General features: G+C 70.8%; 32 protein-coding genes and 1 pseudogene. 30 read left to right on the top strand and 3 right to left on the bottom strand.

Translation table 11 applies throughout. The annotated features are described in order from the left end of the window. Positions 1–22: 22 nt before the first annotated feature. Complete coding sequence (locus ACZ61E_RS16445; RefSeq protein ID WP_469700307.1) at positions 23–685, top strand: HNH endonuclease family protein; 663 nt, start codon at positions 23–25, stop codon at positions 683–685. A 45-nt stretch (positions 686–730) separates the two neighbouring features. On the opposite strand, the gene ACZ61E_RS16440 is transcribed toward ACZ61E_RS16445, so the two are convergent. Beyond that, a complete protein-coding gene (locus ACZ61E_RS16440) occupies positions 731–1063 on the bottom strand; it encodes a DUF6233 domain-containing protein (RefSeq protein WP_469700306.1) in 333 nt (110 codons plus the stop codon). Between the two features lie 79 nt (positions 1064–1142). Beyond that, positions 1143–1373 (bottom strand): hypothetical protein, encoded by a 231-nt coding sequence (locus tag ACZ61E_RS16435; protein ID WP_469700305.1) that lies wholly within the window; start codon positions 1371–1373, stop codon positions 1143–1145. Between the two features lie 175 nt (positions 1374–1548). Here ACZ61E_RS16435 and ACZ61E_RS16430 point away from each other — a divergent pair, with 175 nt between their 5' ends. The 14 genes and pseudogenes from ACZ61E_RS16430 (at position 1549) to ACZ61E_RS16365 (ending at position 10764) form a co-directional block, all read left to right on the top strand. After that, positions 1549–1857, top strand: a complete 309-nt coding sequence (locus tag ACZ61E_RS16430; protein WP_469700304.1) for a hypothetical protein — start codon at positions 1549–1551, stop codon at positions 1855–1857. Then, entirely contained in the window at positions 1857–2015 is a 159-nt protein-coding gene (locus tag ACZ61E_RS16425; protein ID WP_469700303.1) for a hypothetical protein, read from the top strand. Before ACZ61E_RS16430 ends, ACZ61E_RS16425 begins: the two co-directional genes overlap by 1 nt. Before the next feature lie 76 nt (positions 2016–2091). Next, entirely contained in the window at positions 2092–2238 is a 147-nt protein-coding gene (locus tag ACZ61E_RS16420) for a hypothetical protein (RefSeq protein ID WP_469700302.1), read from the top strand. Further along, positions 2235–2870: pseudogene (locus tag ACZ61E_RS16415) on the top strand (DUF2637 domain-containing protein); the annotation flags it as partial. The gene ACZ61E_RS16420 and the pseudogene ACZ61E_RS16415, both read left to right, overlap by 4 nt. A 392-nt stretch (positions 2871–3262) precedes the next feature. Then, entirely contained in the window at positions 3263–3853 is a 591-nt protein-coding gene (locus ACZ61E_RS16410) for a hypothetical protein (RefSeq protein WP_469700301.1), read from the top strand. A gap of 9 nt (positions 3854–3862) precedes the next feature. Next, positions 3863–4309 carry a hypothetical protein gene (locus ACZ61E_RS16405; protein WP_469700300.1) on the top strand — a complete coding sequence of 149 codons (447 nt, stop codon included), beginning with the start codon at positions 3863–3865 and terminating at the stop codon, positions 4307–4309. Then, positions 4309–4941, top strand: coding sequence for a hypothetical protein (locus ACZ61E_RS16400; protein ID WP_469700299.1), 633 nt, complete (start codon positions 4309–4311; stop codon positions 4939–4941). The genes ACZ61E_RS16405 and ACZ61E_RS16400 overlap by 1 nt, the downstream gene beginning before the upstream one ends. 79 nt (positions 4942–5020) lie before the next feature. Then, positions 5021–5158, top strand: coding sequence for a hypothetical protein (locus tag ACZ61E_RS16395; protein ID WP_469700298.1), 138 nt, complete (start codon positions 5021–5023; stop codon positions 5156–5158). Between the two features lie 137 nt (positions 5159–5295). After that, a complete protein-coding gene (locus ACZ61E_RS16390; RefSeq protein ID WP_469700297.1) occupies positions 5296–5652 on the top strand; it encodes a hypothetical protein in 357 nt (118 codons plus the stop codon). Positions 5653–5873: 221 nt separating this feature from the next. Then, positions 5874–6266, top strand: a complete 393-nt coding sequence (locus ACZ61E_RS16385) for a hypothetical protein (protein WP_469700296.1) — start codon at positions 5874–5876, stop codon at positions 6264–6266. A gap of 72 nt (positions 6267–6338) precedes the next feature. After that, positions 6339–6869 (top strand): helix-turn-helix domain-containing protein, encoded by a 531-nt coding sequence (locus tag ACZ61E_RS16380; RefSeq protein ID WP_469700295.1) that lies wholly within the window; start codon positions 6339–6341, stop codon positions 6867–6869. Next, positions 6869–8137: a PBSX family phage terminase large subunit gene (locus ACZ61E_RS16375; RefSeq protein ID WP_469700294.1), complete on the top strand. Its 1269-nt coding sequence runs from the start codon at positions 6869–6871 to the stop codon at positions 8135–8137. Before ACZ61E_RS16380 ends, ACZ61E_RS16375 begins: the two co-directional genes overlap by 1 nt. Next, on the top strand, positions 8137–9645 hold the full coding sequence (locus ACZ61E_RS16370; RefSeq protein ID WP_469700293.1) for a phage portal protein: 1509 nt from the start codon (positions 8137–8139) through the stop codon (positions 9643–9645). Before ACZ61E_RS16375 ends, ACZ61E_RS16370 begins: the two co-directional genes overlap by 1 nt. Before the next feature lie 15 nt (positions 9646–9660). Continuing rightward, complete coding sequence (locus ACZ61E_RS16365) at positions 9661–10764, top strand: phage minor capsid protein (RefSeq protein WP_469700292.1); 1104 nt, start codon at positions 9661–9663, stop codon at positions 10762–10764. On the opposite strand, the gene ACZ61E_RS16360 is transcribed toward ACZ61E_RS16365, so the two are convergent. Then, on the bottom strand, positions 10761–11081 hold the full coding sequence (locus ACZ61E_RS16360; protein WP_469700291.1) for a hypothetical protein: 321 nt from the start codon (positions 11079–11081) through the stop codon (positions 10761–10763). The genes ACZ61E_RS16365 and ACZ61E_RS16360 overlap by 4 nt on opposite strands. 131 nt (positions 11082–11212) lie before the next feature. Between ACZ61E_RS16360 and ACZ61E_RS16355 the strand changes: the two genes are divergently transcribed. The 15 genes from ACZ61E_RS16355 to ACZ61E_RS16285 all read left to right on the top strand — a co-directional run bounded on the left by ACZ61E_RS16355 (position 11213) and on the right by ACZ61E_RS16285 (position 26606). Next, positions 11213–12007: a hypothetical protein gene (locus ACZ61E_RS16355; protein ID WP_469700290.1), complete on the top strand. Its 795-nt coding sequence runs from the start codon at positions 11213–11215 to the stop codon at positions 12005–12007. 23 nt (positions 12008–12030) lie between these two features. Next, complete coding sequence (locus ACZ61E_RS16350; RefSeq protein ID WP_469700289.1) at positions 12031–12981, top strand: major capsid protein; 951 nt, start codon at positions 12031–12033, stop codon at positions 12979–12981. Next, positions 12978–13370 carry a hypothetical protein gene (locus tag ACZ61E_RS16345; RefSeq protein ID WP_469700288.1) on the top strand — a complete coding sequence of 131 codons (393 nt, stop codon included), beginning with the start codon at positions 12978–12980 and terminating at the stop codon, positions 13368–13370. Before ACZ61E_RS16350 ends, ACZ61E_RS16345 begins: the two co-directional genes overlap by 4 nt. Before the next feature lie 62 nt (positions 13371–13432). Beyond that, entirely contained in the window at positions 13433–13873 is a 441-nt protein-coding gene (locus tag ACZ61E_RS16340) for a hypothetical protein (RefSeq protein WP_469700287.1), read from the top strand. Between the two features lie 16 nt (positions 13874–13889). Next, a complete protein-coding gene (locus tag ACZ61E_RS16335; RefSeq protein WP_469700286.1) occupies positions 13890–17054 on the top strand; it encodes an autotransporter outer membrane beta-barrel domain-containing protein in 3165 nt (1054 codons plus the stop codon). Positions 17055–17056: 2 nt separating this feature from the next. After that, entirely contained in the window at positions 17057–17740 is a 684-nt protein-coding gene (locus ACZ61E_RS16330) for a hypothetical protein (RefSeq protein WP_469700285.1), read from the top strand. After that, the gene (locus ACZ61E_RS16325; protein ID WP_469700284.1) at positions 17737–18054 is read left to right on the top strand and encodes a hypothetical protein; all 318 of its coding nucleotides are present in this window, start codon (positions 17737–17739) and stop codon (positions 18052–18054) included. Before ACZ61E_RS16330 ends, ACZ61E_RS16325 begins: the two co-directional genes overlap by 4 nt. Before the next feature lie 12 nt (positions 18055–18066). Then, positions 18067–18417, top strand: a complete 351-nt coding sequence (locus ACZ61E_RS16320; RefSeq protein WP_469700283.1) for a hypothetical protein — start codon at positions 18067–18069, stop codon at positions 18415–18417. Next, entirely contained in the window at positions 18414–18845 is a 432-nt protein-coding gene (locus tag ACZ61E_RS16315; RefSeq protein WP_469700282.1) for a minor capsid protein, read from the top strand. The genes ACZ61E_RS16320 and ACZ61E_RS16315 overlap by 4 nt, the downstream gene beginning before the upstream one ends. 9 nt (positions 18846–18854) lie before the next feature. Continuing rightward, entirely contained in the window at positions 18855–19343 is a 489-nt protein-coding gene (locus ACZ61E_RS16310) for a phage tail tube protein (protein ID WP_469700281.1), read from the top strand. After that, positions 19343–19864 carry a DUF7426 family protein gene (locus ACZ61E_RS16305; protein ID WP_469700280.1) on the top strand — a complete coding sequence of 174 codons (522 nt, stop codon included), beginning with the start codon at positions 19343–19345 and terminating at the stop codon, positions 19862–19864. Before ACZ61E_RS16310 ends, ACZ61E_RS16305 begins: the two co-directional genes overlap by 1 nt. 208 nt (positions 19865–20072) lie before the next feature. After that, positions 20073–22535 (top strand): phage tail tape measure protein, encoded by a 2463-nt coding sequence (locus ACZ61E_RS16300; RefSeq protein ID WP_469700279.1) that lies wholly within the window; start codon positions 20073–20075, stop codon positions 22533–22535. After that, complete coding sequence (locus ACZ61E_RS16295) at positions 22535–25279, top strand: hypothetical protein (protein ID WP_469700278.1); 2745 nt, start codon at positions 22535–22537, stop codon at positions 25277–25279. Before ACZ61E_RS16300 ends, ACZ61E_RS16295 begins: the two co-directional genes overlap by 1 nt. Positions 25280–25289: 10 nt before the next feature. Continuing rightward, positions 25290–25697, top strand: coding sequence for a hypothetical protein (locus ACZ61E_RS16290; RefSeq protein ID WP_469700277.1), 408 nt, complete (start codon positions 25290–25292; stop codon positions 25695–25697). 69 nt (positions 25698–25766) lie between these two features. Further along, on the top strand, positions 25767–26606 hold the full coding sequence (locus ACZ61E_RS16285) for a peptidoglycan recognition protein family protein (RefSeq protein WP_469700276.1): 840 nt from the start codon (positions 25767–25769) through the stop codon (positions 26604–26606). Positions 26607–26634 lie beyond the last annotated feature (28 nt).

The raw sequence follows: 26634 nt of genomic DNA, 5'->3' as shown, positions 1-26634 counted from the left end.
CCACGGCAGCTACGACAGGCACATGAACCTGATCACCCGCGGTCTCGCCGCCTCCCTGCTCGCCCTGCCCCTGGCCACCGCGGCGCCGGCATCCGCCGCACCCGAACCTGCTCCGGCCGTCATGCCGCTGACCCAGGGCATCAGCGCCCTCCCCATCACCGTCGAAGACCGGACCGGCTACCAGCGAACGTCGTTCAAGCACTGGGTCGACGAGGACGGCGACCGATGCAACACCCGGGCCGAGGTCCTGATCGCCGAGTCCCGCATCGAGCCCACAGTCGAGCCCGGCTGCAAGGTCACCGCGGGCCAGTGGTTCAGCTACTACGACGGCGCCACCGTCACGGCGCCCGGCGGCCTGGACATCGACCACATGGTCCCGCTCGCCGAAGCGTGGGACTCCGGGGCCTCCGCGTGGACCGCCCAGCGGCGCGAGGCGTACGCGAACGACCTCGACGCCGACCGCAGCCTGGTCGCCGTCACCGCGAAAACGAACCGCTCGAAGGCCGACAAGGACCCGGCCGAGTGGATGCCGCCGTCCGCCGACGCCCGCTGCACCTACATCGCCGACTGGGTGAGCACCAAGCTCCGCTGGCAGCTCGCCGCCGACCAGACCGAGCGGGACACGCTCGCCCGGATCGCGGAGGACTGCGGGCAGCAGCAGGTGGAGTACACCGCCGCGCCGTAGTGGCCCTCGTGCGCCCGTCTCGGTTCCGGGGCGGGCGCACGTGCGTCAGTCCAGCACGCCGAGGTCCTTGTCCGGCTCGCACCGCGGGCACGCCGGCACCCCACCGCGCGTCAGGGCTTCGATCGCCTGCTCCCGGGTGATGCCCTGCATGAAGAACTCGTTCCAGCACTGGTCGGTGTGGACCAGCTTCGGCTTCGCCCGCTCACCGCGTTCGAGCGCCCAGTCCGGCGTGGCCGGGGGCGGGGGCCGTCGGGCGTGCTCAGCCGCGCGCTGCTCGGCGTCCCGAATCCACTGGTCGGTGCGTGCGAGGTCGCGTTCCTGGACGCGGCGTAGGAAGCGGAGCGCGGCGAGGCGTTCCTCCGGAGTGGATTCGGACACGCGTTCGAGTGTAGATGGCAGGCATCCGAGCACCACGAAACCCCCGGACCAGGACGGTCCGGGGGCTCGCGGCGGGCGGCTATTCGGCTGCCGGTTTCGAGGGGCCCCGGCCGATCCACTGCCTACTCTCCAGGTAAGCCCGCACCGGCTGCCAAGGCAACACCCATGCGTTCCCGAGTTTCACCCACTCCTCCTGCGGCACAGGCCAGTTCGGATCTTCGTCGGCCATCTTCCGCACGCCTTGACGCGTCAGGTGATCGGTGAAGCCGAGCTCGACTGCGAGGCGGGCGATGTCGGTGAAGGTCACCATCTGAGGCTCTGGCCCCCTCTCAGCGGAACCGGGCATGGCCCCATCCTGACTGAGTAGTTGTCATAGCGCAACTAGTCCTCTACTGTCGTTCTGGCAACGAAAGAACGGCCCCGACCTGAGCTGCGAACTCGGGTCGGGGCCAGCCATCCCGCCTGATCGACCAGGAGGAATGACCATGAGCCACCCTAGCTACCCCACCCAAGCGGACGAAGCCCTGCGACAGATCCAGGCATCCCCGTCCTACGCGCAGCAGATCCTCCTCACCACCGCCGCCGTCCTCCGCATCCAGGCCGGCCGCCCCCTCCACCCCCGCGTCCTCGACATCGCCCTCGGCTTCGGAGCCGACGCGATCGTCGGAGAACTGCCGCTGGCCGTCCAGCTCGACGCCATGGACCAGGCGCGCGCCGTCCTGCCGCCCGTCGGCGACACCGTGACGCACGGCGAGTACGCGCTGCTCCTCGACTCGGCAGCGAAGACCGCCTGATGGCCGCCGAGAAGCCGCGCCCGAACCCGATCGTGGACGCCCCCGCGACCGTCGACGCGTGCGCCGCCGACAGAGAGGCCGCGCAGGGGCCGGACGCCGCCGCGAAGCAGCTCGGCGAGGCGCGCTCGCAAGGCAACAACGCAGCGGGCTCCCGCTGACCCACCCAGACCGCCGGGCCCCCGTACTCCAACCCCCGCCGCGGGGGCCCGGCTTCACCTCGAAGGACCACAGCTCATGCGCCGACGTCGCCCGATCCTCGGCACACCGCTCGCCCGCTACGGGTTCACCACCCTCGCCGCGCTGTCGATCGCCACCGGCCAGCCCATCCCCGCACTCATCTGCGCGACCCTCGCCGCACTCGCCTGGAAGGCACGACCGTGACACGGCCTGACCTCACCCCGACGCAACGCCGCCTGATCGGCGTCGTCATCGCGGGCGCCGTGCTGATCGCCGCCATCGGCTTCGTCGGCTCGTACGCCGCCGTGCGCGACCTCGCCGAACAGAAAGGCTTCGGGACCTTCGCCCTGGTCTTCCCCATCGGCATCGACGCCGGCATCGGCGTACTCCTCGCGCTCGACCTCCTGCTGACCTGGGTACGGATCCCGTTCCCCCTGCTGCGCCACACCGCGTGGGTACTCACCGCGGGCACGATCGCGTTCAACGCCGCCGCCGCGTGGCCCGACCCGATCGGCGTCGGCATGCACGCAGTGATCCCGGTCCTGTTCGTGGTCGTCGTCGAGGCCGCCCGGCACGCGACCGGACGGATCGCGGACATCACCGCCGACAGGCACATGGAGGGCGTCCGCCTCACCCGCTGGCTGCTCTCCCCCGTCCCGACGTTCAAGCTGTGGCGCCGGATGAAGCTGTGGGAGATCCGCAGTTACGAGGACGTCATTCAGCTCGAACAGGACCGGCTCATCTACCGGGCCCGCCTCGAAGCGCAGTACGGCCGCAACTGGCGGCGCAAGGCGCCGGTCGAGCAGGTGCTGCCGCTGCGCCTCACGAAGTACGGGCGGGCGCTGGCGCCGCTGCACCCGATCCCCCCGAAGACCGCCGCGATCACTGCTGCGGCGACGCTCGACGATCACGCCGAGCAGGCGATCGCTGTGATCGGCGAACACGAACACGAGCCGCCCAAGCAGATCGCCCCCACCCCGATCACGACCCCGACGGAGCCGCTCACCGTCCGCGAACAGATCGCGAACAACGCCGCGACCAGCCCGAACACCGATCGCGAACAGCCGAGCATCGCCGACCTCGTACGCGAGCAGATCGCCCTCACGCCCGACAACGGGACCGCCGTACGCGGGGTGCTCGCGATCATCCCCGACGCGAACAAGAACAGCGTCGCGGCAGCTGTTCGCCGTGCTCGCAAAGCGACCAACGACATGAAGGACGGCTACGCGTGACCGCCGACCCGGGCCCCGACGAGCACCGCATCCGCCACCTCCTACGCCGCCGAGGCGTAGGCCCCGACGCAGCACCACCCGCCGCCCCCGACGTCACCACCCGCCTCCCCGAAGACCGCGACTGGCTCGACCGCCTCTACGACAACGAGGAACCAGCCCAGCCCGCAGCCGAGGAACCCACCCGCTGGCACTCCGGCATCCGCCACCCCAAGGACCCCCCACCCGCGCCCGAACCGGCCGGGCCCCAGGTCCACATCACCGTCAACCAGCCCACACCCACCGACGACCGCGCCCAAGCCCGCCGCGCCCGCATCCGCCGCTGGCTCCTCACCCACGGCACCGCCGCCGGCACCGGCTGGTACCTCGGCCTCGGCCCCGCCATGGCCGACTACCTCACCACCGCAGGCCAAGCCGCCGCCCCCGCCGGGATCGGCCTCATCGCCGTGACCAGCATGTTCGGCCTCTACCTCCCCGGACTCCCCTACATCCCACCCCCGCTGCGCCCGCCCGTCGCGTGGGCCTGCCGCATCCCCGCCTGCACCGCCGCCCTCGCCCTCGCCCTCCACGCGCCCGCCGCCACCTTCTAGGAGATCGTCGTGTACCTCGCAGCAGAGACCGGAGGAGCCGTGTTCGGCGCCCTCGGCGCCGGCGGACTCGCCCTGGCCCTGGCCGTGTTCCTCGTCCTCGGCGTCCAGGGCAAGGGCCGGGTGAAACTCAAGGACAACCCCGCGCTCATCAGCGCGTTCATCGCCGGTACCGCGTTCACCGCCGCCGGGGAAATCTGGCTCAACCCGGCGAAGATCACAGGTCAGGGCCTTGAAGGGCTCGGCGTCGGCACCGGGGGAGGCCCCTTCGGCAACGTCGGGATCGGCGCCGTCGCGCTGATCCTGCTGATCGTCATGCTCACCGCGAAGCTGACCCCGCTGTTCGGCGCCGTCCTCGGCATGATCGCCTCGTTCGTGTGGCCCGCCACCGGGGACGGCACCATCTGGGCAATCCCCGCCGAACTGGCCGCCGCCGTCCTGATGATGGTGGGCTCGTGATGCGCGTCTGGATCGCGATCTGGGTCGGCTCGTCACAGCTCTGCGCGGGCATCGCCGGATGGCTCGCGGGCGGTTGGGCGCTGCGTCTGGTCGCCCTCGGCCTCCTCGCAGGGTTCGTGAAGGGCCTCCCCTGGACCACGAACATCGTGGTGCTCACCGCCTCCGCGTGGCTCGTGACCGCGGTCGCACTCGGCCTCCGGGCGACCCCGGAGGACGTGCAGGAGACCGCGGAGGACGCCCCCGCCGAGCCTGCGGAGACCGCCCCGCTGACCGCCGCCGAACTCGGTGCCGCGATGCGCGAGATCGGCGCCCCGCACGCCCACCTGTCCGCCCTCGCCACCCACCTGAACACCACCCCCGAGCGGGTCCGCGAAGGGTGCTCCCTCGCCGGTATCCCGATCGCGGGAGGAGTGCGGATGAAGGGGGCCGGCGTCAGCACCGGCGTGAAGGCCGACCACTTCCCCACCGTCGAGACCACCCACGCGACCCGGGTTGTTGGGTCGGTGACCAGCAACAACAACAGCAACAACGTGGCCGGAGAGGAGGGCCGAGAGGGGCGGTCGATCATCCCCGACCCCGAGCACGGGCACCGCTGGATCGTGGTCCAGCCCGACCAGCGCGCCACCCACTGAACCCCCAGGGCGGCCGTCACGCCGGCAAGCAGACCGGCCACCCCGGGGTCCCATCCCATCTCTGAGACAGGACCCGATCATGGCACTCAACGCGAAGATCCCGACAGCCCCCGGCACCCGCCCGGACCCGAAGCACGAGACGGTCTACCAGCCGTCCCGTGGCGGCCACTATCCCGCCCCGAAGAAGCCCCTTCCCGGGGCGCCGAAGCAGAACTGACCACTTCCGTCGAAAACCTCCACACACCCCCACATCTCTCGATAGATTCACTGACTCCCCATCAAGACCGCCTGTACAGGTACTTGAAAGGGAAATCCCTGATCATTGCCGCCACCACACCACCGTTGGGGGACCTCATGAGCAACCCGTACCAGCCCGCCGGACCGAGCCCGTACATCAACACCCCGATGCCCAACGCCCGTCCCCGCATGTACGAGTCGACGCTCGCCAAGGTCATCTGGACGCTCGTACCGATCGTCACCATCAGCATCGGCGCCGCGATTCCGTTCGTCGTCGCCGCCGTGAAGGGCGTCGTAAAGCCCTGGGTGGCCGTCGCGTACGCGGTCACGGAGATCGTGTTCCTGAGCATCTCCACGCTCGCCGCGCCGGAGGGCGAGAACCCGTTCGTCGGTCTGCTGTTGGTCCTGCTGATTGTGACCTCGGCGACGCACACGGCGCTTCTCGACAGCGACAAGGTCACCATCGGCAAGTAGCCGCTCCAGAAAGAGGCCCCGCCGCGACCACCCCCCTAGCGGCGGGGCCTCCGTATGCAACCAGTTGCAAAACTGCCGATCATGGCGCACCATGGGCCGCAGATCCGGCATGCCCGGAAACAACCCGCCCGCCCGAAAGCGCGGGCCTTCACCGTTTCCCCACGAACACGCCGTCACATCCCGCATGCTGGCCCCCACACCACGTCACACCTGGGGGAACCATGCGCACCCGAACCACCCTCGCCACGCTCACCGCCGCCCTCCTCCTCACGCTCACCGCCTGCGGCAGCGAAGACGACGACAAGCCCGCGACACCGCCGCCGGCCTACAAGGTCACCGAGCAGGACACCACCGGCAACGTCCGCGGCGTCACCGTCGAAGTCGACAGCACCAAGAACCTCCGCGCCGTGTTCGACGACGTCATCAAGGACCTCGACGACGAAGCCGCCTATCACGTGCTGATCAACTGCTCCACGGGCGGCACCGGCACGTCGGACAACCGGCTCGCCAACGGGAAGTACGCCGTCGGCAACATGGGCGCCGCGGCAACCGGACTCGAAGACGGCAAGAGCGAGTTCACAGAGAACGAGGGGCGCACCTGCCCCGATTCCTGACCCCGTCCCGAACACCTGGCCCGGCCTGCGCCCCAACGCGGCCGGGCCTTCGCACGCCCGGAGGTGACCCGTATGCCGGCCAAGAAGGACGGACCGCTCCGGCGCGTCACCGACAAAGACCGCGCCGACATCCGCGCCCTGCACGCCCAGGGCCTCGGCAGAAACGCGATCGCGACCCGCATCGGCCGCTCGCCGCGGACCGTCAGCTACCTCGCCGCGGAGATGAACCTGTCCTTCGACCGCACCGCAACCGCCGTCGCTACCGCAGCACGCGTCACCGACGCCAAGGCCCGCCGAGCCGCGATCATCGAAGGTCTCTACGACGTCGCCGAGGACGACCTCGCCTACCTCCGGCAGAAGGACCCCGTCGAGTTGGTCGAGGTGTCCATGGGCGCCCCGGTGCGCTACAACTCGCCGCGGCTGCCCGCGCAGGACCGCAAGGCCCTCGTCACCGCCGTCAGCTCCGCGACCACCGCCGCCGCGCGCCTCGAAGCGCTCGACGGCGACCCCGAGACGGACTCTGCCCGCTCGGTCCTCGGCGCCCTTGCCGACGGCATCCGGAAGCTCGCGGACGCGCAGGGGGACGACGTCGGGGAGGGCTGATGCTCGACTCGCTGCCGCTGTCACGCAAGCAGATCCGTTCCATCGCCGACGCGACCGCGCGCATCAACATCTGGCACGGCGCAATCCGCTCCGGCAAAACCTTCGCCAGCCTGATCGCGTTCCTCATCGGCGTCGCGGCGGCCCCGTCCTCGGGGCTGATCGTCATCGTCGGCCGAAGCTTGCAGACCATCGAGCGGAACGTCTTCGACCCCCTCCAGGACGAAGCCCTGTTCGGCCCGATCGCCCGCATGGTCAAGCACACCCGCGGGGCGAGCACCGCCGTCATCCTCGGCCGCACCGTCCACCTCGTCGGCGCCGCAGACTCCCGCGCCGAGGGCCGCCTGCGTGGCATGACGTGCTGCCTCGCCTACGTCGACGAGGCCACGCTCATCCCGCGCGGCTTCTGGAACCAGCTCCTCGGCCGCCTGTCCGTACCCGGCGCCAGGCTGATGGCCACAACGAACCCGGACAACCCCGGCCACTGGCTCCGCAAGGAGTTCATCAACCGCGCCGGCGAACTCGACCTGCGCTCGTGGCAGTTCACCCTCGACGACAACCCCGCGCTGGACCCGAAGTACGTGGCCTCACTGAAGGCGGAGTACATCGGTCTCTGGTATCGGCGGTTCATCCTCGGGCACTGGGTGCAGTCCGAGGGGGCGATCTACGACGCGTTCGACACCGAACGGCACGTCGTCAGTTCGGTGCCGCCGATCTCCCGGTGGCTGTGCGACGCGATCGACTACGGCACCGTCAACCCGTTCGTGGACCTGCTCATCGGACTCGGCGTGGACAACACGCTGTACGTGGTGTCCGAGTACCGGCACGACTCCCGCACCGCCCGCAAGCAGATGACGGACTCCGAGTACTCACAGGCCCGCCGCCGCTGGCTCCAGAGCGTCCCGGCCGGGGGCAACGTCCTCGGCGTGTCCCCGGAGTGGACGATCGTCGACCCGTCCGCCTCCAGCTTCATCGAGCAGCTGCACCGCGACGGCGTCCACGGAGTCACCCCCGCCGACAACACCGTCCTCGACGGGATCCGCGGCGTGGCTGGCCTCTTCGCCGGGGACCGCCTGAAGATCCACCGCTCGTGCACCGGGCTCGTCGACGAGCTCCCCGGCTATTCGTGGGACGACGAGGCCGCCGCGAAGGGCGAGGACAAGCCGATCAAGCGCGACGACCACTCGTGTGACGCCCTGCGGTATGGGGTCCGTACGACCGAGGTCCTGTGGCGCCCGCACATTCCGACGCTCATGGAGGTGGCTGCCTGATGTCCCTGCCCACAGGCAACGCGCCCTGGCCGCCGCCGTACCTCAAGCCCGCCCTCGAAGCCATGAGCACCTGGGACACCTGGTGGTCCGGCGACCCCGACCGACTGGAGAAGCTGTACGGCGGCGGCCACGGAGGACCCGACCCCAAGCGCATGCAGTACGCCGGCGGTGTTGTCGGCCGCATGGCCCGCTGGTGGTGGGGAACCCCCACCGCGCCAGGAGAGCGCCGCACCAAGCTCCACGTTCCGATCGCTGGTGACCTCTGCGGCGGATCCGCGAACCTGCTGTTCTCCGAACCGCCGACGTTCAGCGTGGACGACGACGCGACGCAGAAGCGCTTGGACGAACTCGTCGATGACGGGATGCTCGCCACCCTCCAGAGCGCGGCTGAGGTCGGTGCCGCACTGGGTGGGGTGTACCTGCGCCCGGTGTACGACCTGGAGTTGGCTGACCGGCCGTGGCTCGACGCCGTCCACGCCGACCGGGCCGTTCCCGAGTTCCGGTGGGGCCGCCTGGCCGCGGTCACGTTCTGGCGCGTGGTGCACGAGGACGACGGGCAGGTCTGGCGGCACCTGGAACGGCACGAGCCGGGCACCATCCAACACGGGCTCTACCAAGGCACGAGGGCCAAGCTCGGCCACCCCGTGCCGCTCGAAGACCACCCGGCCACGGCCGGTTTCGCCGCGATCGTGTCCGAGGACGGGCTGGTCGACACCGGGTACGACGGGCTCGACGTGTCGTACATCCCGAACGACATGTCCCGCCGGTGGCGGTGCGACCCGGCGCTCAAGGACCTAGGGAGGAGCGACCTCGACGGCGTCGAGCCGCTCATGGACTCCCTGGACGAGGTGTACGCGAGCTGGATGCGCGACATCCGCCTCGGGAAGGGCCGCATCGTCGTCCCGTCCGCCTACCTCCAGTCCAACGGGCCTGGTCAGGGAGCCTCCTGGAACCCGGACCAGGAGGCGTTCGCGGGCATCAACATGCTGGCCCGCGGCGAAGGCTCCCAGCTGACGGTCGCGCAGTTCAACATCCGGGTCCAGGAGCACCGCGACAGTGCCGAGGACCTGGTGAACCAGATCTTGCGCTCGGCCGGCTACTCGGGGCAGACGTTCGGGATCGGCGGCGACGTCGCGGTCACCGCGACGGAGTCCAACGCCAAGGAACGGCGCTCGATGACGACGCGCGGGCGGAAGATCCTCCGCACCCGGCCGGGTCTCGGCAACGCGGGGCACGCGCTCCTCGCCGTCGACCGCCACGTATTCGGGACGCAGATCAAGCCGCAGCGCCCGAACATCGAGTTCTACGACTCCGTGCAGGAAGACCCGCTGTCCCTCGCGAACACCGCAGACGTGTTGAAGCGCGCGATGGCGGCGTCCACGGACACCCTGGTCCGCATGGTCCACCCCGAGTGGAACGACACGATGGTCAAGGCTGAGGTCGCCCGCATTCAGGCCGAGTCGGGGCAGGCCGTCGAGGACCCCATGCAGACCGGAGCCCTGGCGTAGAAGGGCGGCCCCAAGATGCCCGTCTCCCCGTCCATGGCCGAAGACCTCGCCACGGCGATCGCCGACCTGTATGAGGCCGCCGAAGGCACGATGATCGAGCGGATCCGCAACGCGCTCGCCGCGGGCATCAACAGCCCCGCGTGGGTGGAGTTGAAACTGGCCGCCGTCGGCAGCTTGCAGACGGCGATCCAGGAGGTCATTGACGCCCTCGCGCTCGACGCCTCGGGCGCGATCCACCAGGCCGTGGCCGAGGCGTACAGCCGGGGCGCGCAGGCGGCCGTCGTCGAACTCGGGGCGCTCGCCCCCACGGTGGCGGCGGTCCCGGCCGGGACTCAGGTGGTGGACCGGCTGGCGCAGGCTGTCGTGGCGGACACGGGGCCGGTGCATGTACGGATGCTGCGGCAGACGATGGACGTCTACCGGCAGGTGATCGCCCGCGCTGCGGCGGCGCCGGCCTTGGGGGCGCAGACGCGACGGCAGGCGGCGCAGACCGCACTGGACGAGTTCGCGGCCCGCGGGGTGAAGGGGTTCGTCGACAGCGCTGGCCGGTCGTGGGAGTTGCGGTCGTACGTGGAGATGGCCGCGCGTTCGGCGCTCGGCCGGGCGGCGGTGGAGGCGCACTCCGACCGGCTGGGGGCGTACGGCGTGGATCTGGTGCTGGTGTCGCAGTCGCCGGAGGAGTGCCCGCTGTGCCGCCCGTGGGAGCGGAAGGTCCTCGTACGGACGGGGGCGCCGGGGGCTCGGACGGTGCGGGTGGAGTCCGCGACGGAGGACGGGCGCATGGTGACCGTGCGGGTGGCGGGGTCGCTGCCGGAGGCGCGTGGGGCGGGGCTGATGCATCCGAACTGCCGTCACACGGTGAGCGCGTTTCTCCCGGGGGTGTCCCGGGTGCCGGAGCGTCAGGCGTCGCGCGGGTCGTATGAGGACTCGCAGCGGCAGCGGTACTTCGAGCGGCAGATCCGGAAGTGGAAGCGGCTGGAGGCTGCGGCCATGGACGACGCGAGGCGAACGGTGACGCGGGCGCGGGTGCGCGCGTATCAGGCGCGGGTGCGTGAGCTGGTCTCGGAGACGGGCCTGCCGCGCAAGTCGCACCGCGAGCAGCTCACGAGAGCCCGCTAGGCCATCGGCGACGGGCCCTTGCCGGTCAGCTCGATCTCCCACATCCGGCCGTCGCGGAGCAGCATGCCGGTGAGGTAAGCCGTCCCTGTCCCGCCGTCGGGCAACCGCACCTCAACGAAGCTCTGCGTCTCTCCCCACTCGGCGCTGACCTGTGGGGCGTCGTCTGTCGACGCGAAAGCCTGTCCGTCCCAGCTCTTGAGGACCACGCTCCCTTCGGACTCCGCCTGCTCGCGCAGATGGACGTCAGGGAAGTCGAGACCACCGATCGTGGCGGGTCCGTTGTACCGGCTGAGGCTAAGCAGGGTGGTCTCTGGCATGCCTTCAGTGTGACCCCTCGGGCGGCGCCGTGTCGTCCCACAGTCTTCCGCCCGCCGGGTGCGGGCCGGATCGCACAACCCCCGCCAGGCGCGGGGCCATCACTACCCCGACGCGCACCAGGAGTGCACGCATGAACAAGCGAACCCTCACCCGCCAGCGTCTCGACGGCGCCGGATGGGTCCACCCCTACGCCACCGGCCCTTTCGACCCGTACCTGTACGCCGACGGCGGGGACGGAGACGACTCCGACTCCACCAACGACGACAACGGTGACGGCGACGGAGGGGGCGACTCGGACGACGACGCCGGCGGGACCGGCGACGACGGCACCGACGACGGCACGGGCAAGGACGACAAGCCCAAGCCCAAGCCCCCGGCGAAGAAGCCCGCCGACGAGGACCCGGCCGCGACGATCGCACGGCTCCAGAAGGAGCTGAAACAGGCGAACGCCGACGCGGGCAAGGCCCGGACCAACGCCAAGAAGGCGGCGGCCGACGACGCCCGCAGCGAGTTGGTGCAGGAGCTGGGCAAGGCTCTCGGCCTGATCAAGGACGACAAGGACGCCCCGCCGGACCCGGCCGCCCTCAAGGCGCAGATCGAGTCCGCGACTGCTGCGCACCGCTCAACCGCGCTTGAACTGGCGGTGTACCGGGGCGCGGGCAGGGCGGGCGTCGACCCGGACGCGATCACCGACTCGCGCGCCTTCATGGCGTCGATCAAGGATCTCGACCCGTCCGACGAGGGATTCGCGAAGGCAGTCCAGGCCGCCATGAAGAAGGCGGCCGATGACAACCCCAAGCTCAAGGCCGCGAGCCAGGCGCCCGCGCGCAGCTCAGGTGACTTCTCCGGCGGAACCGGCGGAAGCGCCAAGGACGACAGCATCGACGCTCACCGCGAGCAGCGGCGCAAGCAGCGCAGCGGCTGAGCCCCATCTGAAGAGAGGGCCCCATGCCCAACACGTTCCTCACCCCCGACACCATCGCCCGCCGCGCGCTGGCCACGCTGTACGAGACCACGCACATGGCGCAGCTCGTGCACCGCGACTACGAGGCCGACTTCACCGGCCGGGTCGGCGACACGATCACCGTGCGGAAGCCTGCCGTGTTCACGGCGAACGAGTTCAACCGGTCCACCGGGATCGTGCCGCAGAACGCGACCGAGTCCGGCTTCCCGGTCGTGCTCAACCACCTGCCCGACGTGTCGTTCACGGTGACGACGGAGCAGCTCAACCTGGAGATCCAGGACTTCGGTGAGCAGCTCCTCGACCCGGCGATGGAGGCGATGGCGCAGAAGATCGACCGGGACATCCTCGCCCTGCGCAACGACATCACCCAGACGGTCGGCGCGGTCACGGAGAACGGCGACGGGGAGAACTACAACTACCCGAACGGCCAGTACCCGTGGTCGGACTCCCGCGTCCTGATCGAGGCCGGGGCCCTCCTCGACACGCGGAACGTCCCGCCTGCGGACCGGCGGGTGGCCGTGGGCCCGCGCACGAAGGCCCGGTGGATCGCGGAGAAGATCTGGCGGGCGGCGAACGAGCGCGGCGCGACCACGGGCCTGACCGAGGCGCAGTTCGGCGCGCGCACGTCCGGGTTCGACCCGTACATGACGCAGAACATCGCGGGCCCGGCGGCCGACCCCGACCCCGGGGAGCCGACCACCGAGGTCAACGTCGCCTTCCACCGGACCGCGTTCGCCCTGGTCACCCGCACCCTGGAGGTCCCGCCGGGCGCCCAGGACGCGACGATCATGCAGTACAAGGGCTTCGGCCTGCGCGTCGTCTACGACTACGACATCAAGTACAAGCAGACCGTCGTCTCCGTCGACTGCCTGTACGGCACCAAGACCCTCGACGCCAACCGCGCCGTGCTGATCCAGGGAGCTGACGCCGCATGATCCGCTACCACAACACCAACACCGGGGACATCGTCGAACGAGACCAGGCGAACGCCCGGCTGGACATGCTGCCCAACTGGGAGCGCCTCAGCGACGGCAACGGCAGCGACGCCAAGCCGGGGCCCGTCCAGCCGGACGGCGTCCTCGCCCGCCCGCAGGCGGCCCCGGGTGTCGCGCTCACCTCGACCGAGGGCGAGCGGGCCGCCGCGGAGGAGGAGCACCGGGAGCAGCAGCAGGAGGCCGGCACCCCGCCGGACCGGTCCGCGTCCAAGGACACCTGGATCGACTACGCCCTGAAGCGGGCGGTGTCCGACGAGGAGCGGGCCGAGGTCCCGGGCCTCACGAAGGCCGTGCTGATCGCGAAGTACGGCGAGAACCCGGCCGACTAAGCGGCCACGATCTGCGATGAGGGGGTCCCTAGAGGGCCCCCTTTCGCGTTCCTGGAGGACTGATGGCCAACATCGTTTTCAACGTCGCCCTCGGGCGGCTGGCGCAGTACGGGGACCTCCCGGCTGCCGCGGACTCACTCATCCTCGTCCCCTTCGCTGCGGCGGCGCTGCCGACCGACGCGGTGATGCGGGACTACGCCAACCTCGCCGCGGTCAAGGCCGGGGCGACCGAGCAGACGACCCTCGGCCGGAAGACCCTGGCGAACATCACCGTCACCGTCGACAACACGAACGACCGGGTCGCGATCGACTGCGACGACGTCACCTGGACGGCAACCGGCGGGGCGGCGATCGGCGCGGTCGTCATCTGCTACAAGCCGGACACCGCGTCGGCGGACTCGGCGATCGTCCCGATGACGAAGCACGACGTGGTGATGACCCCGGACGGCACGGACTTCACTCTGACGATCGCGGATTTCGCGCGGTCGGCGTCGGCGGCTTGATCCCCGGGGAGGTCTGATGGCACGGCTGTGGACGTGTGGGTTCGAGCTCCAGTCGGTGGCGGCCGGGATGGAGATCCTGTCCGTCACCGGCACACCGACGATCTCGACCACCGTGCGCCGTGCCGGAGCGGCCTCCCTACGGATCAACCCTGCGGCTGCCGTCCAGTACGTCGAGCAGCAGATCACCAGCGGCGCAGGCGCGATGCGCACCTTCCACCGGTTCTACGTCCGCATCGCCACCGCCCCCACCACGGTGATGGACCTCTACGGCATCGGCCAGTCCGGGAACAGCGCCCACCGGGTCCGCCTCAACACCGACCGCACCCTCCAGCTGTACGACGCCCTGACGGCCGCCACGGTCGGGGCCGCGTCTCCGGTACTGGCCCTGGGCACGTGGTACCGGGTGGAGATCGACGACCAGGACGCGTTCCCCGGGCCGGGCACGATCACCGGCTACCTGAACGGGGTCCCGTTCGGCACCGGCAGCATCACCGCGATCAACGCCGCGTCGAACAGTGGCTTCTCCCGGATCCGAGTGGGGGCGCAGGCCGCAGCGACGGCGGACGTCTACGTGGACGACATCGCCGTCAACGACACCACCGGCACCATGCAGAACGGGCTGCCCGGCTCCGGATCGGTCGTGCACCTGCGCCCCGACAGCGCAGGAGACGGCGTCGGATGGACCACCACCGTCGGCGGCACCTCGAACTGGCAGCGCGCCGCCGAGACCACCCCCGACGACGGGACCACGTACAACTCCACGACATCGATGCTCCTCACGGTCTTCGACGACTTCAACCTCCAGTCCGCGGCGTCCGCAGGCATCGGGTCGACGGACACGATCCGCCTCGTCGCCGTCGGCGGCCGGGTCGGCTCGAACGCCACGACCGCGGCAACGCTGGTCTACCGGATCAAGAGCCAGTCGAACGGCACCCTGGCCGAGTCGGCGTCCGTGTCCGTCGCGCTGAACGGGTGGGCCACGCACAAGGCGACGGCGCCGTACGTCCACCAGCTCACCCAGTACGTCAACCCGCAGACCGGCGGGGCGTGGACGGCGGCGGCGCTGGACACGACGCAGATCGGCTACCGGGTCAACAACACCATGCAGTCCACGTCCCGCAGAGTGTCGACACTGTGGGCGCTGGTCGAGTTCGTCCCCGCCGCATCGTCCACCCCGCTCGCCCCCAGCACTGTGACCGTCACCGGGCAGGCCCTCGGTCGCCGCAAGGTGCGCGCGCTCGGGCCCGCGCTGGAAACCTCCTCCGGGCAGCCGCTCACCGCCCTCGCCGGAGTACCGATCGGGTCGCTCACGGACTCGTTCGACGACGACACCGTGAACCCGGCCAAGTGGTCCTCCTCCTACGACCCAGGCGGGTACAGCGAGACCGGCGGCCGGGCCCGGGTCGCTTGCACCACCGGCTACAACGCCTACGCCTCGGCCGCGGCCTACCGGCTGCGTGAGTCCTCGGCCCGCGTCCGCGTCTACTCTCCGGCCGCCGGCGGGGCGGTCACGGAGGCGTGGGCGCAGCTCCTGATCCAGACGACGACGCTCGGCACCGATGTGATCGCGGAGGTCAACGCGGCGACGGGCATGCTCACCCTGGCCGTGCGTACGGCCTACTACGACCCTGCGCAGGTGCAGATCCCGTACGACCCGGTCGCGCATGCGTGGTTCCGCATCCGGGAGACCGGCGGCCAGCTTCTCTGGGAGACCAGCCCTGACGGGATGGTGTGGACGAACCGGCGAACGGCTGGCAGCCCGGCGTGGGTGGGAGACACGACGCTTCAGGTGCAGCTCATCTCCCACCGCGACAGCGGGACCCCGGACTTCGCGGAGTTCGACTCCTTCAACACGGCCACGAGCCAGTCCGCGCACCTCACAGCGGCCGGGCAGACGTCCAGCGGACTGGCCCTGACCCGCCGCAAGACCCTGGCGCTGACGCCCGCGGTTGAAACGGGCACGGTGCTGGCGCCGGGCCGTACGCGGTCGCGGGCGCTCGGGCCCGGCTCCGAGACGGCTGCCAGCCAGCCGTTGGCCCGCAGCAAGTCCCGTTCCGTGCCAGCCGCTTCCGCCACCACTGCCGGGCAGGTGCTCGCCCGCGGGAAGCGAACCGCTGCCGTCCCTGCCGCCGGTGTCGAGGCGGCGCAGCCGGTGGGGGCGGCCAAGCGGCGCAGTCTCCCGCCCGGCAGCACCGTGGACGGTACGCAGCACATCGCCACAGTCAAGACGCTGCCCCTGCCCGCGGCCGAAGAGACCAGCACCGCCCAGGCGGGCGGGCTTACGAAGGCCACCACGCAGGACGTGACCGGTGAAGTAGGCGAGGCGCAGCCGCTCGGCCAGGCCAAGCAGGCACCCCTCACCCCGGCCCAAGAAGCGTGGGACACGCGGCTCCTGACAGGCGCCCGGACGCTCCACCTGCCCACCGCCTCCTCGACCGGGTCCGCTCCCGCCATGGCCGGTGGGCACTCGACGCCGCTCCACTCCAGCGGCGAGACCACTGCGGCCCTGCCCGTCACCGGCCGCAAGACGCGCGTACTGGTGGCCGCGACGGCTGCCGAGGACGCGCTGCCCGCGGCGGGCTACAAGACGCGACCGGTGCCCACGGCCACTGAGGCGACCGCCGCGGCGGCCCTCACCGCGGCGAAGCAACTGCCGCTCCTGGCAGGCGAGGAGACGGGCGAGGCGCTCCAGCTGCTCATCCCCGGCCGTGCGGAGACCGCGGCCGAGACGGCGACCGCGCGACTACTCGGCCGGCGGAAACGGGCCGTGGCTGGGACCGGGGTGGACTCGGCGACCGCTCGGCCGCTCGTCTCCGGGAAGGCCCGCGCGCTCACCCCGGCGGTCGACACGAGCACCGCCTGGCCGATGGTCGGCGCGACGGCTCGGGCTCTCGGCCCTGCGAGCACAACAGACGGGGCGGCGCTCCTCGGCAGAGCCACCCGCGCGCCCCTTGGGCCTGCGGTCGAGGTCCATCGCGCGCTGATCGGCCCGCGGATCCGCCTCACCCCGGCGGTCGACCGCGCCCAGGCCCGCCCGGTGGCCGGGGTGCGACAGCGGCCGGCCGACCGCCTCGTTCCGACCACGTCCGGCCCCCGGCTCACACCAGGCACGACCGGGCCGGATCTCACCGTGTCCAGCAGCGGCCCGCGACTCACCGCGAGTTCGACGACAGGAGGCTGACCATGCCCGATGTGGGAGATCAGGTCACCGCGCGGCTGGCGGTGGACCCGCACGACACGACCACGGGGGCGGCCCTGCTGGTGACCGCGCCGGACGGCAGCACGTCGGCCCCGGTGACCAGCACCGGCGACGAGGGCGCCACCTGGTCCGCGCCCGTGACGTACACGGCGGCCGGTGTGTGGCGCCTGTCGTGGACCGTGACCGGCACGGGGGCCAGCGTCGAGCACCAACTGGTGTCCGTCGCCCCGACCCCCGGTACGGCCGGGGCGGGCCGGGTGTACGCGACGACGACCGACCTGGCGAACTACCTCCGCGCGGCGCCCCCGGTCGACGCGGCGGGACGGCTTGCCGACGCCTCCCGCATGCTCGACGCCATGGTGCTGGCGTACTGCCGGTACGACGTGGACGCCAACGGAATGCCCACCGACACCGAGGTCGCCGACGCGATCGGCCGCGCCGTCTGCGCCCAGGCTGCGTGGTGGGACGAGGTCGGCGACAACACCGGGGCGGCCGGTGTCGGCTACGGCAGCGTCGCGATCGGCTCGGTCAACCTCGGCCGATCCGTCACCAGCGTTTCCGGGGACGATTCGGCGGCCCGGCAGATCGCCCCGCAGGTGTGGGACGAACTCCGCGCCCCGCACCTGCACCACAAGTTCGTCATCGGCGCGCTGGCGGTGTGCTGGTGAGCCGAATCCCGGGCTGGCTGCTGCGCCACCACATCCTCATCGAGCCCTACCTCGGCGACTCCAGCACCGGCGCCCGCTACGGCCCGCCGCAGCAGGTGCGGTGCTTCGTCGACGAACAGACCCGAGCCGTCCGCTCCCCCGGCGGCGAAGAGACCACCTCGTCGAGCACCGCGTACACCGCGCCGGGCACGACAGCACCCCCGCTGTCCCGCGTGACGCTGCCGTCCGGCCGCACAACCACCGTGATCGCCGCCCTGAACCGGTCCGGCGGCGGGCTGCCGACCCCGGACCACGTGGAGATCCAACTTCAGTAGGGAGGCCCGCCCGTGGCCGCACGCTTCCATCTCACCTTCCGCGCGGCGGCCGTACAGCGGGAACTGCGGGCAGCCGCCGCCGCGGGGCTCCAGCTCGCCGCCGAGCATGTCCTGACCGAGTCGACCGCCGTCGTACCGCTCGACGAAGGCGCTCTACAGAACTCGGGGACTGCGTCGGTCGACGAGGCGTCGCTGACGGCTGCGGTCTCCTACGACACGCCCTATGCCGCGAGGCAGCATGAGGAGCTGGACTTCCGGCACGCCCCGGGCCGCCAGGCGAAGTTCCTGGAGACGCCGCTGAACGCGGCACGCGCCGAGGTCGCCGCGCTCGTCGCCGCCCAGCTCAGGCGGGCGCTGCGGTGAGCCACGAGACCGACTTGCTGCAAGGCGTCGCCGAACTCCTCGCTACCGAGGGCGCCGGCGTTTACGACCCGTCCGGGGTGCTGCCTGCCGACAGCACCGGGATCGTCCTCGGGCGGTTGCCGGACGGCCCGGACCGGGCGATCGGCCTCACCACCTATCCGGTCGCCGATGACGACTCCACGGACTCCGTCACCGGCGTTCAGGCGCGGCTGCGCGCAGGCGTGGATCCGCTCGACGTGCTGGCTCTGTCCGATGTCGTCTTCGCCGTGCTCCACAACCGCCGCTCGTGGCGGGCGCGGGGTGTGTGGGTGGAGATCTCCTGGCGGAACTCCGAGGCGTGGATCGGCCAGGACCAGCGGGGCCGCATGGAGCGGTCCGCGAACTACTACCTCCGGACCGTGCGGTCCGGGCCCCACCTGATCAACTAGGAGGACCGCATGTCAACGCCCACCCCCACCACGAACGAAACCGAACTCGCCCGCGAGTGGCGCCTTGAGATCAACATGGGCACGGCCGAGACCCCGGACTGGCAGCTCTGCCCCGGGGTGCGGGAGTTCCAGCCCGCGTCCGAGCCGAACATCGAGGACGCCTCGGACTACGACGGGGAGGGCTGGGCGTCGAACGAGAAGACCGGCCAGTCCTGGGAACTGTCGGTCACGATCCGCCGCAAGGCCAACAAGGACGTCAAGGTCTACAACCAGGTGCACGAGGCCATCCGCCTGGCGCACTACGCGTACGGCGCCGAGAACAAGGTCCACCTCCGCTACATGAACCGTAACGGGCTGCCCGAGGCGTACGAAGGGCTGGCCATCCCCAACTGGCAGCCGTCCGGGGGCGAATACACCGCGCTCGGCGAGACCGAGATCACCTTCACCGGCGACGGCCCGCTCACTCCGATCGACAACCCGCTCGCCGAGGAGGGCTGATGGCCGCTTCGTTCGAAGCGCTCGACGACTTCCTCGACGACTGGCTGGAACTCCCCGTCAAGGGCAAGGACGGGCAACAGCGCGTGTACCGCATCCCGTCGCCCCCGGCCGAGGACGGCATCCGCGTCGAGAAGATCACCACCATGGCCGCGCGGCTCATGGCCGGCGGAACAGCACCGGACACCGGTCACCTCGACGACGACGAGGAGATCGACCTGTACCGGCTGACCCTCGGCGACGCGATGTACGAGCGGCTCGTCGCCGAGGTGCCCTGGTCCCGTTTCAAGCTCGTCGCGCTGACAGCCATGTACTGGATCACGGCGGACCGTGAGACCGCGCACGCGTACTGGACGGCCGGTGGCGACCCTTCTCTCCTGGCCCCGAACCGGGCAGCACGTCGGCAGCAGAGTCGCGGCTCCTCGGCGTCGGACGGGGCGAGTACGACCCAGTCACGCAGCTCTACGAGTGGTACGAGGGCGGGCTCCCGCCGTCGCGGGGCCAAGGGCGGGGCCCGGCGCTGACGTGGGAGGCCCTGCTGGAGCAGTGGCCCCTCATCGAGGCCGACTTCCAGCAGACGTACGGCCTGGACCTGTCCGCGCCGGGGCTGCTCCGTGAGCGGTCCTGGCGCTGGCTGAAGATCCGCATCCACGGACTGCTCTCCGCTGAGACGCGGATTCAGCGGCACTTCTCACCGCCCGAGCAGGACAACTCCAAAGGGGGCAGGCGCAGATGAGCCTCATGGTGGGCGAGCTGGTGGGCTTCATCCGCCTCGACGACGGAGAGGTCCGCCCCGCGCTGACCCGCACCGAAGGGGCCTTGAACGCCGCAGGGGCGCGGATGGCGAACAGCGCGGACGCCACCGGTACCCGTACCGGGCAGGCGCTCGGGGACGGCATCACCCGCGGCGCCGACGGGCGCCTCCGAAACGCCCAGGGGCAGTTCGTCGCGGCCGGGAGGGTGGCGGGCGATGGCTTCGGTGACGGGGCAGCAGCGGGCGCCCGTACAGGGCTGACCCGGCTGACGACCGTGGCGGGCTCGGCGGGCGACCGCGCGGGAGACGCGCTCGGTGACGGGCTGCGCCAAGGCGCGGCAGACGGCGCCGACGACGCCGTCCAGGCGGCCGAGGGCGGCCTGACCCGCATGCAGATGATCGCGGCCGGAGCCGGTGTGGCTGCGGGCGGGGCGCTGCTGGTGGGCATCACGGAGGCCCTGTCCCAGTCCCAGATCACCGGCCGCCTGGGGGCGCAGCTCGGGACGACTCCGGCGGTGGCGCAGCGGTACGGGCGCATTGCCGGGAAGATGTACGCGGACGCCGTCACGGAGGACTTTCAGGGTGCGGCGGACGCGATCCGGCAGACGATGTCCGCCGGTCTGCTGCCGCCGAGCGCGACGAACGCCCAGATCCAGTCCATCAGCACGAACGTCTCCGATCTGGCCACGACGTTCGAGCTGGACCTCGGGATGGCGGCAGCGGCTGCCGGGGCCATGGTCAAGAACGGGCTGGCGAAGGACTCCAAGCAGGCCCTCGACCTCCTCACGACCGGCCTCAAGGGCGCGGGCATGGCCGGTGACGACCTCGTCGAGACGTTCACCGAGTACAGCCCCGTGTTCAAGGCGGCGGGTGTGTCCGGCCAGACGGCGATGGGGCTGATCAAGCAGGCCATCGCGGGCGGGTGGACCAAGGACACCGACAAGATGGCCGACGCGCTGAAGGAGTTTTCACTTCGGGCGGTGTCCGACGCGGAACCGATCCAGGACGCGTTCAAAGCCCTCGGTCTCGACGGCGCGAAGATGGGCGCGGACGTCGGGGCGGGCGGCAAGCGCGGCGAGCAGGCGATCGGCAGCGTGCTCAAGGCTCTCGGGAAGATGCCGCCCAGCGCCGAGCGCGCCATGATCGTGCAGGAGTTGTTCGGCGGGCCGGGTGAGGACTTGGGCGCTGCCCTGTTCACGCTGGACGTCGACAAGGCATCGAAGTCGATGGCCGGGGCCGCGGGTTCGGCGGACAAGCTTGGTAAGGGCCTGCGGGACAACGCGGGCGCCGAGGTGACCAAGCTGAAGAACACGATGCAGCAGGGCCTGGTGAACACCCTCACGGACCACGTCCTGCCCGCTCTGGGTGGGCTCGCCCGGTGGATGAACGAGAACCCGGGGAAGGTGAAGCTGTTCGCCGCGATCATCACCGGTGTACTCGTTCCGGCGTTCGTGCTGATGGGCGTCACCGCGACGGTCTCGGCCGCGCGGGTCGTCGCGAGCTGGGTCTCGTCGGGTGCGGCTGCGGTGTCGTCCGCTGCGACTCAGGTCTTGGCGGGTCTGCGGGTGGTGGGCGGTTGGGCGTTGATGGCAGCGCGGTCGCTCGCCTCGGCTGCCCGTGTGGTGGCCGCGTGGGTGCTGATGGGCGTTCAGTCGATGATCCACGCCGCACGCATGGCCGCCGCGTGGTTCATCGCGCTCGGCCCGGTCGGATGGGTCATCGCGGCGATCGTCGGCCTGGTCGCGCTGGTCATCGCCAACTGGTCGAAGATCCGGACGTGGACCGTCGCGGCGTGGAACGCCGTGGTCGCCAAGGTGCGGGGCGCTGGCGCGGCGATCGTGTCCGGGGTGAAGGGCGCCGTCGCATCCGCGCTGATCTGGTGGACGAATTTCAAGCTGGGTGTGGCCACCCGCACCGCGGCGCTGATCGCCTACGTCCGCGGCATCCCCGGGCGCATCCGGTCCGCGCTCGGGTCCCTGGGCACGCTGCTCACCGGGGCCGGTAAGAACGTGGTCCGCGGGCTGCTCAACGGCATCGTGTCCATGGGCGGTTGGCTCGCCGGGAAGCTCACCTCGTTCGCGAAGTCGGCCATCCCCGGGCCGATCGCGAAGGCCCTCGGTATCGCGTCACCGTCGAAGCTCATGGCGAAGGTCGTCGGCCGGCACATCCCCTCCGGCATCGTGAAGGGCATCCAGGCCGGGACCCCGGCGCTGGACCGGACGATGGCCGGGCTCGTCACACCCCCCTCGGTGGGCTTCGGCGGGGTGGGGATGTCGTCCGGCGGTTCGTACGGGCGCGGCGGTCGCGGAAGCGGCCCGAAGGTCGAGTTGGTCGTGCGGTCGGACGGCGGGCAGACAGGGGACGTCCTCGTCGGACTCCTTCAGGGCAACATCGCCGCCAAGGGCGGGGACGTACAGACGGTATTGGGGGCTGGTCACTGATGGCGTTCCCGGAGGACGCGCTCGACCTGCGGGCGGAGATCCAGGTAGGCAGCGTGTGGACGGACATCACGTCCCGGCTGAAGACGGCCGATCCGCTGGTGGCGAGCTACGGCATGAGCGCGGAGGGGTCCCGTGTGGACCCGTCCATGTGCACGCTGCGGCTCGACAACACGGACGGGGCACTGTCACCTCGGAACCCGCTGTCCCCGTGGTACGGCGACCTGGGCAGGAACATCCCTGTCCGGGTGACCGTGCCCTACCACGAGGCGTACCTCGACCTGGACGGAAGCGAGAGCGGGATCGCCTCCACCCCCGACACAGCCGCACTCGACATCGTGGGCGACATCGACATCAGGATCGAGGCCACGGCGGACTGGGGATCAGTCAAGGTCCAGAACCTGATCGGGAAGTGGACGGCGGCAGGCAACCAGCGGTCGTGGCTCGTGCAGATCGACAACGGGCTGTTGCTCTTCCGGTGGACAGCGGACGGGAGTACTCCTCTTTTCGCTTCGTCGACGCTGCCCGTGCTCCCGTCACGGGCGGCACTCAGGGTCACGCTGGACGTCAACAACGGGTCTGGCGGCCTGACCGTCAACTTCTACTGGGCTCCCACGTTGGCCGGGCCGTGGACGCTGAGCGGCACACAGAGCACCAGCGCCATCGGCCCCACCAGCATCTACAACAGCACCAGCCCGCTGCTGCTCGCGCCGTCCTCCCCGCCCGCCGCCATTCCGTGGGCGCCGGCGGCCGGGCGCGTGCACCGGGCCCAAGTGCGCTCCGGTATCGGTGGCACGGTCGTCGCGTCGCCCGACTTCCGTGCCCTCACCCCCGGCACGGCTTCGTTCGCCGACGGGGCGGGCAGAGCGTGGACGCTCGCCGGGACCGCCACCGTCTCGGACCGGGAGTACCTGTTCTCCGGGGAGATGTCCAAGAACCCGCCGCGCTGGGTGCCCAGCGGTAAGCAGGTGTGGGTGACGGTGGAGGCCGCCGGGATCCTGCGGCGTCTGGGGCAGGGCAGGAAGGCGATCGACAGCACGCTGCGGCGGAAGATTCCAGCCGCTGAAGGGTTGCTGGCGTACTGGCCGATGGAGGAGGCGCGCGAGGCGACGCAGGCGTACAGCCCGCTGCCCGGGGTGCGGCCGATGAAGGTCGAAGGAGTGCAGTTCGATTCGACTGACACGCTCCCGTCGTCGTCACCGCTGCCCACGCTGAAAGCCCCGGCGTCCCTCCAGGGGACGGTCCCTGCTCCGCCACCCGGTGCCACCGGGTGGAACGTTTCGTTCGTGTACCGCCTGGACCAGGCCCCGGCGGCCGAGCGCACGTACATGGTCGTCACCTCGTCCGGGACGGTGCGCCGGTGGTCGATCGCGTTCGCCGCCTCGATCTCCCGCATCACCGGGACCGACGAGGAAGGCGCCGTGGTCGTCAACCAGGCCATCGGCACCTCCAGCGACCTGTTCAACAGGTGGACGCAGGTCACCTTCCAGGCCCGGCAGAGCGGCGGGAACGTCGTCTGGCAGATCATCTGGCGCGACGTCAACGGCGACGCCGGCGCCTACTCCAACTCCCTGGCCGGGACGGTGGGCCGCTGCACCGGAGTCACCAGCCCCGTCCCGAGCGGGTTCCATGCAGACCTCGACACCATGGCGCTCGGCCACATCGCCGTGTTCGGGCAGTACGACACCACCGCGTACGTCGGGGCGGTCGACGGATATGCCGGGGAGACCGCGCTGTCCCGCCTCTCCCGCCTGGCCTTGGAGGAGCCGCAGCTACCGCTGTCGTGGGTCGACGGGGATGCGACGCGGGGCAGCGCACGGATGGGCCCGCAGCGCCCTGCGACCCTGGTGGATCTTTTCCAGGAGTGCGCCGATGCCGACGGCGGCCTGCTGGTCGAGCACCCCCGCAGGCTCGGGCTGCTGTACCGGGACCGGGCGAGCCTGGAGAACCAGGTCCCGAAGCTCGTGCTGGACTACGCGGCGAAGCAGATCGCGCCGCCGCTGGAGCCGGTGGACGACGACAAATGGACCCGCAACGACCGCACCGTCACACGTGCCGGCGGGTCATCGGCGCGGGTCGTTGTCACGGAGGGTCCGTTGTCCGTCCTGCCCCCGGAACAGGGCGGGGTGGGGCTGTACGACGATTCCGTCACCCTCAACCTGCACAACGACGACCAGCCCATCCAGGTAGCGGGCTGGCTGGCCCATCTGGGCACGTGGGACGAGGCCCGCTACCCGTCCGTACGTGTCCGGCTGAACCGGCACCCCGAGCTGATCCCGGCCGTCCTGTCCCTGCGGATCGGGGACGTCCTCCGGATCAACAACCCTCCGGCCTTCGTGCAACCGGGGCCGATCGACCTCCAGGTGCGGCGGATCACGCACACCCCGCGCCCCCGCACGTGGGACGTTGTTTTCGAGTGCCTGCCCGCCGGGCCGTGGAACGTCGCCGTGGTCGGCCAGTCCAAGGCGGACACGACGGGCTGTGTCCTGAACGGGCCCATGACCGCGTCGTCGGGGATCGCCAACGTGCTCACCACGGCAGGCCCTCGGTGGGTGGACAGCGCGACGTACCCGACGGACTTCCCGTTCGACGTGATCATCGGCGGCGAGGTCATGACCGTCACCTCGTGCTCGGGGACCGCGCTCTCACAAACCTTCGGCGTCACCCGGGCGGTCAACGGGATCGTCAAGGCCCATTCCTCCGGCACCCCGGTCCGCCTGGCGCGCCCGGCCGTCGTCGCACTGTAAGGAGCACCTGGTGACCTTCTGGCTTGCCGGTATGACGATCACCGCAGACCGGCTGAACAACCACGACGTGGAGGAGATCACCTCTTCCGGTGTCGTCCCGGCCGCCGGCTGGTCGGTGACCAGTTTCGAGGGGCGCCGGGTGTCCGGCGTGACCACGATCAACGTGCTGATGACCAGGACGGGCGCGGACGTTGCGCAGTCGGCGGCGGACTCGGGGAACATCGCGGGCGATCCGCTGATGTGCGCGCTGCCGTCGGGGTGGCGGCCGGGCGCGACGGCGAATGGCAACTATGGCAACGGGACCGTGGACGGGGAGTACTCGATCAACACGGCTGGTCAGATCACGTTGCGGTCGATCTCAGGTAACTCGGGAATCGTGTCCGGGACGAACGTCAGGGTGTTCTGCTCCTGGATCTGACCCCACCACATTCCGATCCCCGAGCCGACCCGGCCGGGGTCTTTTCATGCCCCGTGAGAGGGGGAACCGATGAAGCTCGTCACCCGTGCCGCGCTCGGCTGGCCCGCGTCGGCCGCGCCGTCGCAGACGTCCACGAAGGGCGTGAAGGTCCACTACGAGGGGACCCCGGTCAGCACGAAGCTCCTGACGGACCACAATGCCTGCTTGGCCGAGTGGAAGGCCATCCGCAAGTCGCACCTCGCGAACAAGGCTGAGGGCTACTCCGACGTCGCGTACAACTACGCGGCCTGCCCCCACGGCTACCTGCTGGAGGGGCGGGGGCTGCGGAAGCGCACCGGCGCCAACGGCAACCAGACGCTCAACCAGGGGCACTACGCCATCGTCGGGCTCGTCGGCAGCAGTGGCCTCACGGAACCGACGGACGCCATGCTCTCCGCGATCCGCGACGGCATCGACCTGCTGCGAAAGAACGGTGCCGGGACCGAGATCAAGGGCCACCGCGACGGCTACGCCACCGCCTGCCCCGGAGGACCCCTCTACGCGTGGGTCCAGAAGGGCGCACCCCGACCCACCGGCAGCACCACCCCCGAGGAGGAAGACCCCATGGCCGCGATCACCAAGCAGGACATCTTCAACGCCGTCTGGAAGACCGACGCACTCGCCGCCCCGGCGGACGCGAAGGACATCAAGACCAACCCGAACTGGCAGCCACAGAGCATCCTGCGGGACATCCAGGCCCGCGTCCGGGCGAACACCGCGACCGAGGCCGCACAGACTGCGGCGATCGCGAAGCTTGCCCAGCTCGTCGGGTCCAACGTCGACACCGCCCAGGTTGTCGCGGCGGTCGAGCGGGCGATCGCGGACGCGGTAATCAAGGTCGACATCGACATCAACGGGACGTCGGCCTGACCGGACGCGCGTAACGCACATCGCGCCC

The sequence above is a fragment of the Streptomyces sp. NPDC104581 genome, from assembly GCF_055583685.1.
Note: the sequence above shows the minus strand (reverse complement) of the source record. Positions and strands in the feature narration are given on the sequence as shown.

What these genes read in the sequence shown, in the direction of transcription:
- ACZ61E_RS16445 (WP_469700307.1), top strand. Translation starts at nt 23, where the DNA reads ATGAACCTGATCACCCGCGGTCTCGCCGCCTCCCTGCTCGCCCTGCCC.
- ACZ61E_RS16435 (WP_469700305.1), bottom strand. Translation starts at nt 1,373, where the DNA reads ATGGTGACCTTCACCGACATCGCCCGCCTCGCAGTCGAGCTCGGCTTC.
- ACZ61E_RS16430 (WP_469700304.1), top strand. Translation starts at nt 1,549, where the DNA reads ATGAGCCACCCTAGCTACCCCACCCAAGCGGACGAAGCCCTGCGACAG.
- ACZ61E_RS16425 (WP_469700303.1), top strand. Translation starts at nt 1,857, where the DNA reads ATGGCCGCCGAGAAGCCGCGCCCGAACCCGATCGTGGACGCCCCCGCG.
- ACZ61E_RS16420 (WP_469700302.1), top strand. Translation starts at nt 2,092, where the DNA reads ATGCGCCGACGTCGCCCGATCCTCGGCACACCGCTCGCCCGCTACGGG.
- ACZ61E_RS16400 (WP_469700299.1), top strand. Translation starts at nt 4,309, where the DNA reads ATGCGCGTCTGGATCGCGATCTGGGTCGGCTCGTCACAGCTCTGCGCG.
- ACZ61E_RS16395 (WP_469700298.1), top strand. Translation starts at nt 5,021, where the DNA reads ATGGCACTCAACGCGAAGATCCCGACAGCCCCCGGCACCCGCCCGGAC.
- ACZ61E_RS16390 (WP_469700297.1), top strand. Translation starts at nt 5,296, where the DNA reads ATGAGCAACCCGTACCAGCCCGCCGGACCGAGCCCGTACATCAACACC.
- ACZ61E_RS16385 (WP_469700296.1), top strand. Translation starts at nt 5,874, where the DNA reads ATGCGCACCCGAACCACCCTCGCCACGCTCACCGCCGCCCTCCTCCTC.
- ACZ61E_RS16380 (WP_469700295.1), top strand. Translation starts at nt 6,339, where the DNA reads ATGCCGGCCAAGAAGGACGGACCGCTCCGGCGCGTCACCGACAAAGAC.
- ACZ61E_RS16375 (WP_469700294.1), top strand. Translation starts at nt 6,869, where the DNA reads ATGCTCGACTCGCTGCCGCTGTCACGCAAGCAGATCCGTTCCATCGCC.
- ACZ61E_RS16370 (WP_469700293.1), top strand. Translation starts at nt 8,137, where the DNA reads ATGTCCCTGCCCACAGGCAACGCGCCCTGGCCGCCGCCGTACCTCAAG.
- ACZ61E_RS16365 (WP_469700292.1), top strand. Translation starts at nt 9,661, where the DNA reads ATGCCCGTCTCCCCGTCCATGGCCGAAGACCTCGCCACGGCGATCGCC.
- ACZ61E_RS16360 (WP_469700291.1), bottom strand. Translation starts at nt 11,081, where the DNA reads ATGCCAGAGACCACCCTGCTTAGCCTCAGCCGGTACAACGGACCCGCC.
- ACZ61E_RS16355 (WP_469700290.1), top strand. Translation starts at nt 11,213, where the DNA reads ATGAACAAGCGAACCCTCACCCGCCAGCGTCTCGACGGCGCCGGATGG.
- ACZ61E_RS16350 (WP_469700289.1), top strand. Translation starts at nt 12,031, where the DNA reads ATGCCCAACACGTTCCTCACCCCCGACACCATCGCCCGCCGCGCGCTG.
- ACZ61E_RS16345 (WP_469700288.1), top strand. Translation starts at nt 12,978, where the DNA reads ATGATCCGCTACCACAACACCAACACCGGGGACATCGTCGAACGAGAC.
- ACZ61E_RS16340 (WP_469700287.1), top strand. Translation starts at nt 13,433, where the DNA reads ATGGCCAACATCGTTTTCAACGTCGCCCTCGGGCGGCTGGCGCAGTAC.
- ACZ61E_RS16335 (WP_469700286.1), top strand. Translation starts at nt 13,890, where the DNA reads ATGGCACGGCTGTGGACGTGTGGGTTCGAGCTCCAGTCGGTGGCGGCC.
- ACZ61E_RS16330 (WP_469700285.1), top strand. Translation starts at nt 17,057, where the DNA reads ATGCCCGATGTGGGAGATCAGGTCACCGCGCGGCTGGCGGTGGACCCG.
- ACZ61E_RS16310 (WP_469700281.1), top strand. Translation starts at nt 18,855, where the DNA reads ATGTCAACGCCCACCCCCACCACGAACGAAACCGAACTCGCCCGCGAG.
- ACZ61E_RS16305 (WP_469700280.1), top strand. Translation starts at nt 19,343, where the DNA reads ATGGCCGCTTCGTTCGAAGCGCTCGACGACTTCCTCGACGACTGGCTG.
- ACZ61E_RS16300 (WP_469700279.1), top strand. Translation starts at nt 20,073, where the DNA reads ATGAGCCTCATGGTGGGCGAGCTGGTGGGCTTCATCCGCCTCGACGAC.
- ACZ61E_RS16295 (WP_469700278.1), top strand. Translation starts at nt 22,535, where the DNA reads ATGGCGTTCCCGGAGGACGCGCTCGACCTGCGGGCGGAGATCCAGGTA.
- ACZ61E_RS16285 (WP_469700276.1), top strand. Translation starts at nt 25,767, where the DNA reads ATGAAGCTCGTCACCCGTGCCGCGCTCGGCTGGCCCGCGTCGGCCGCG.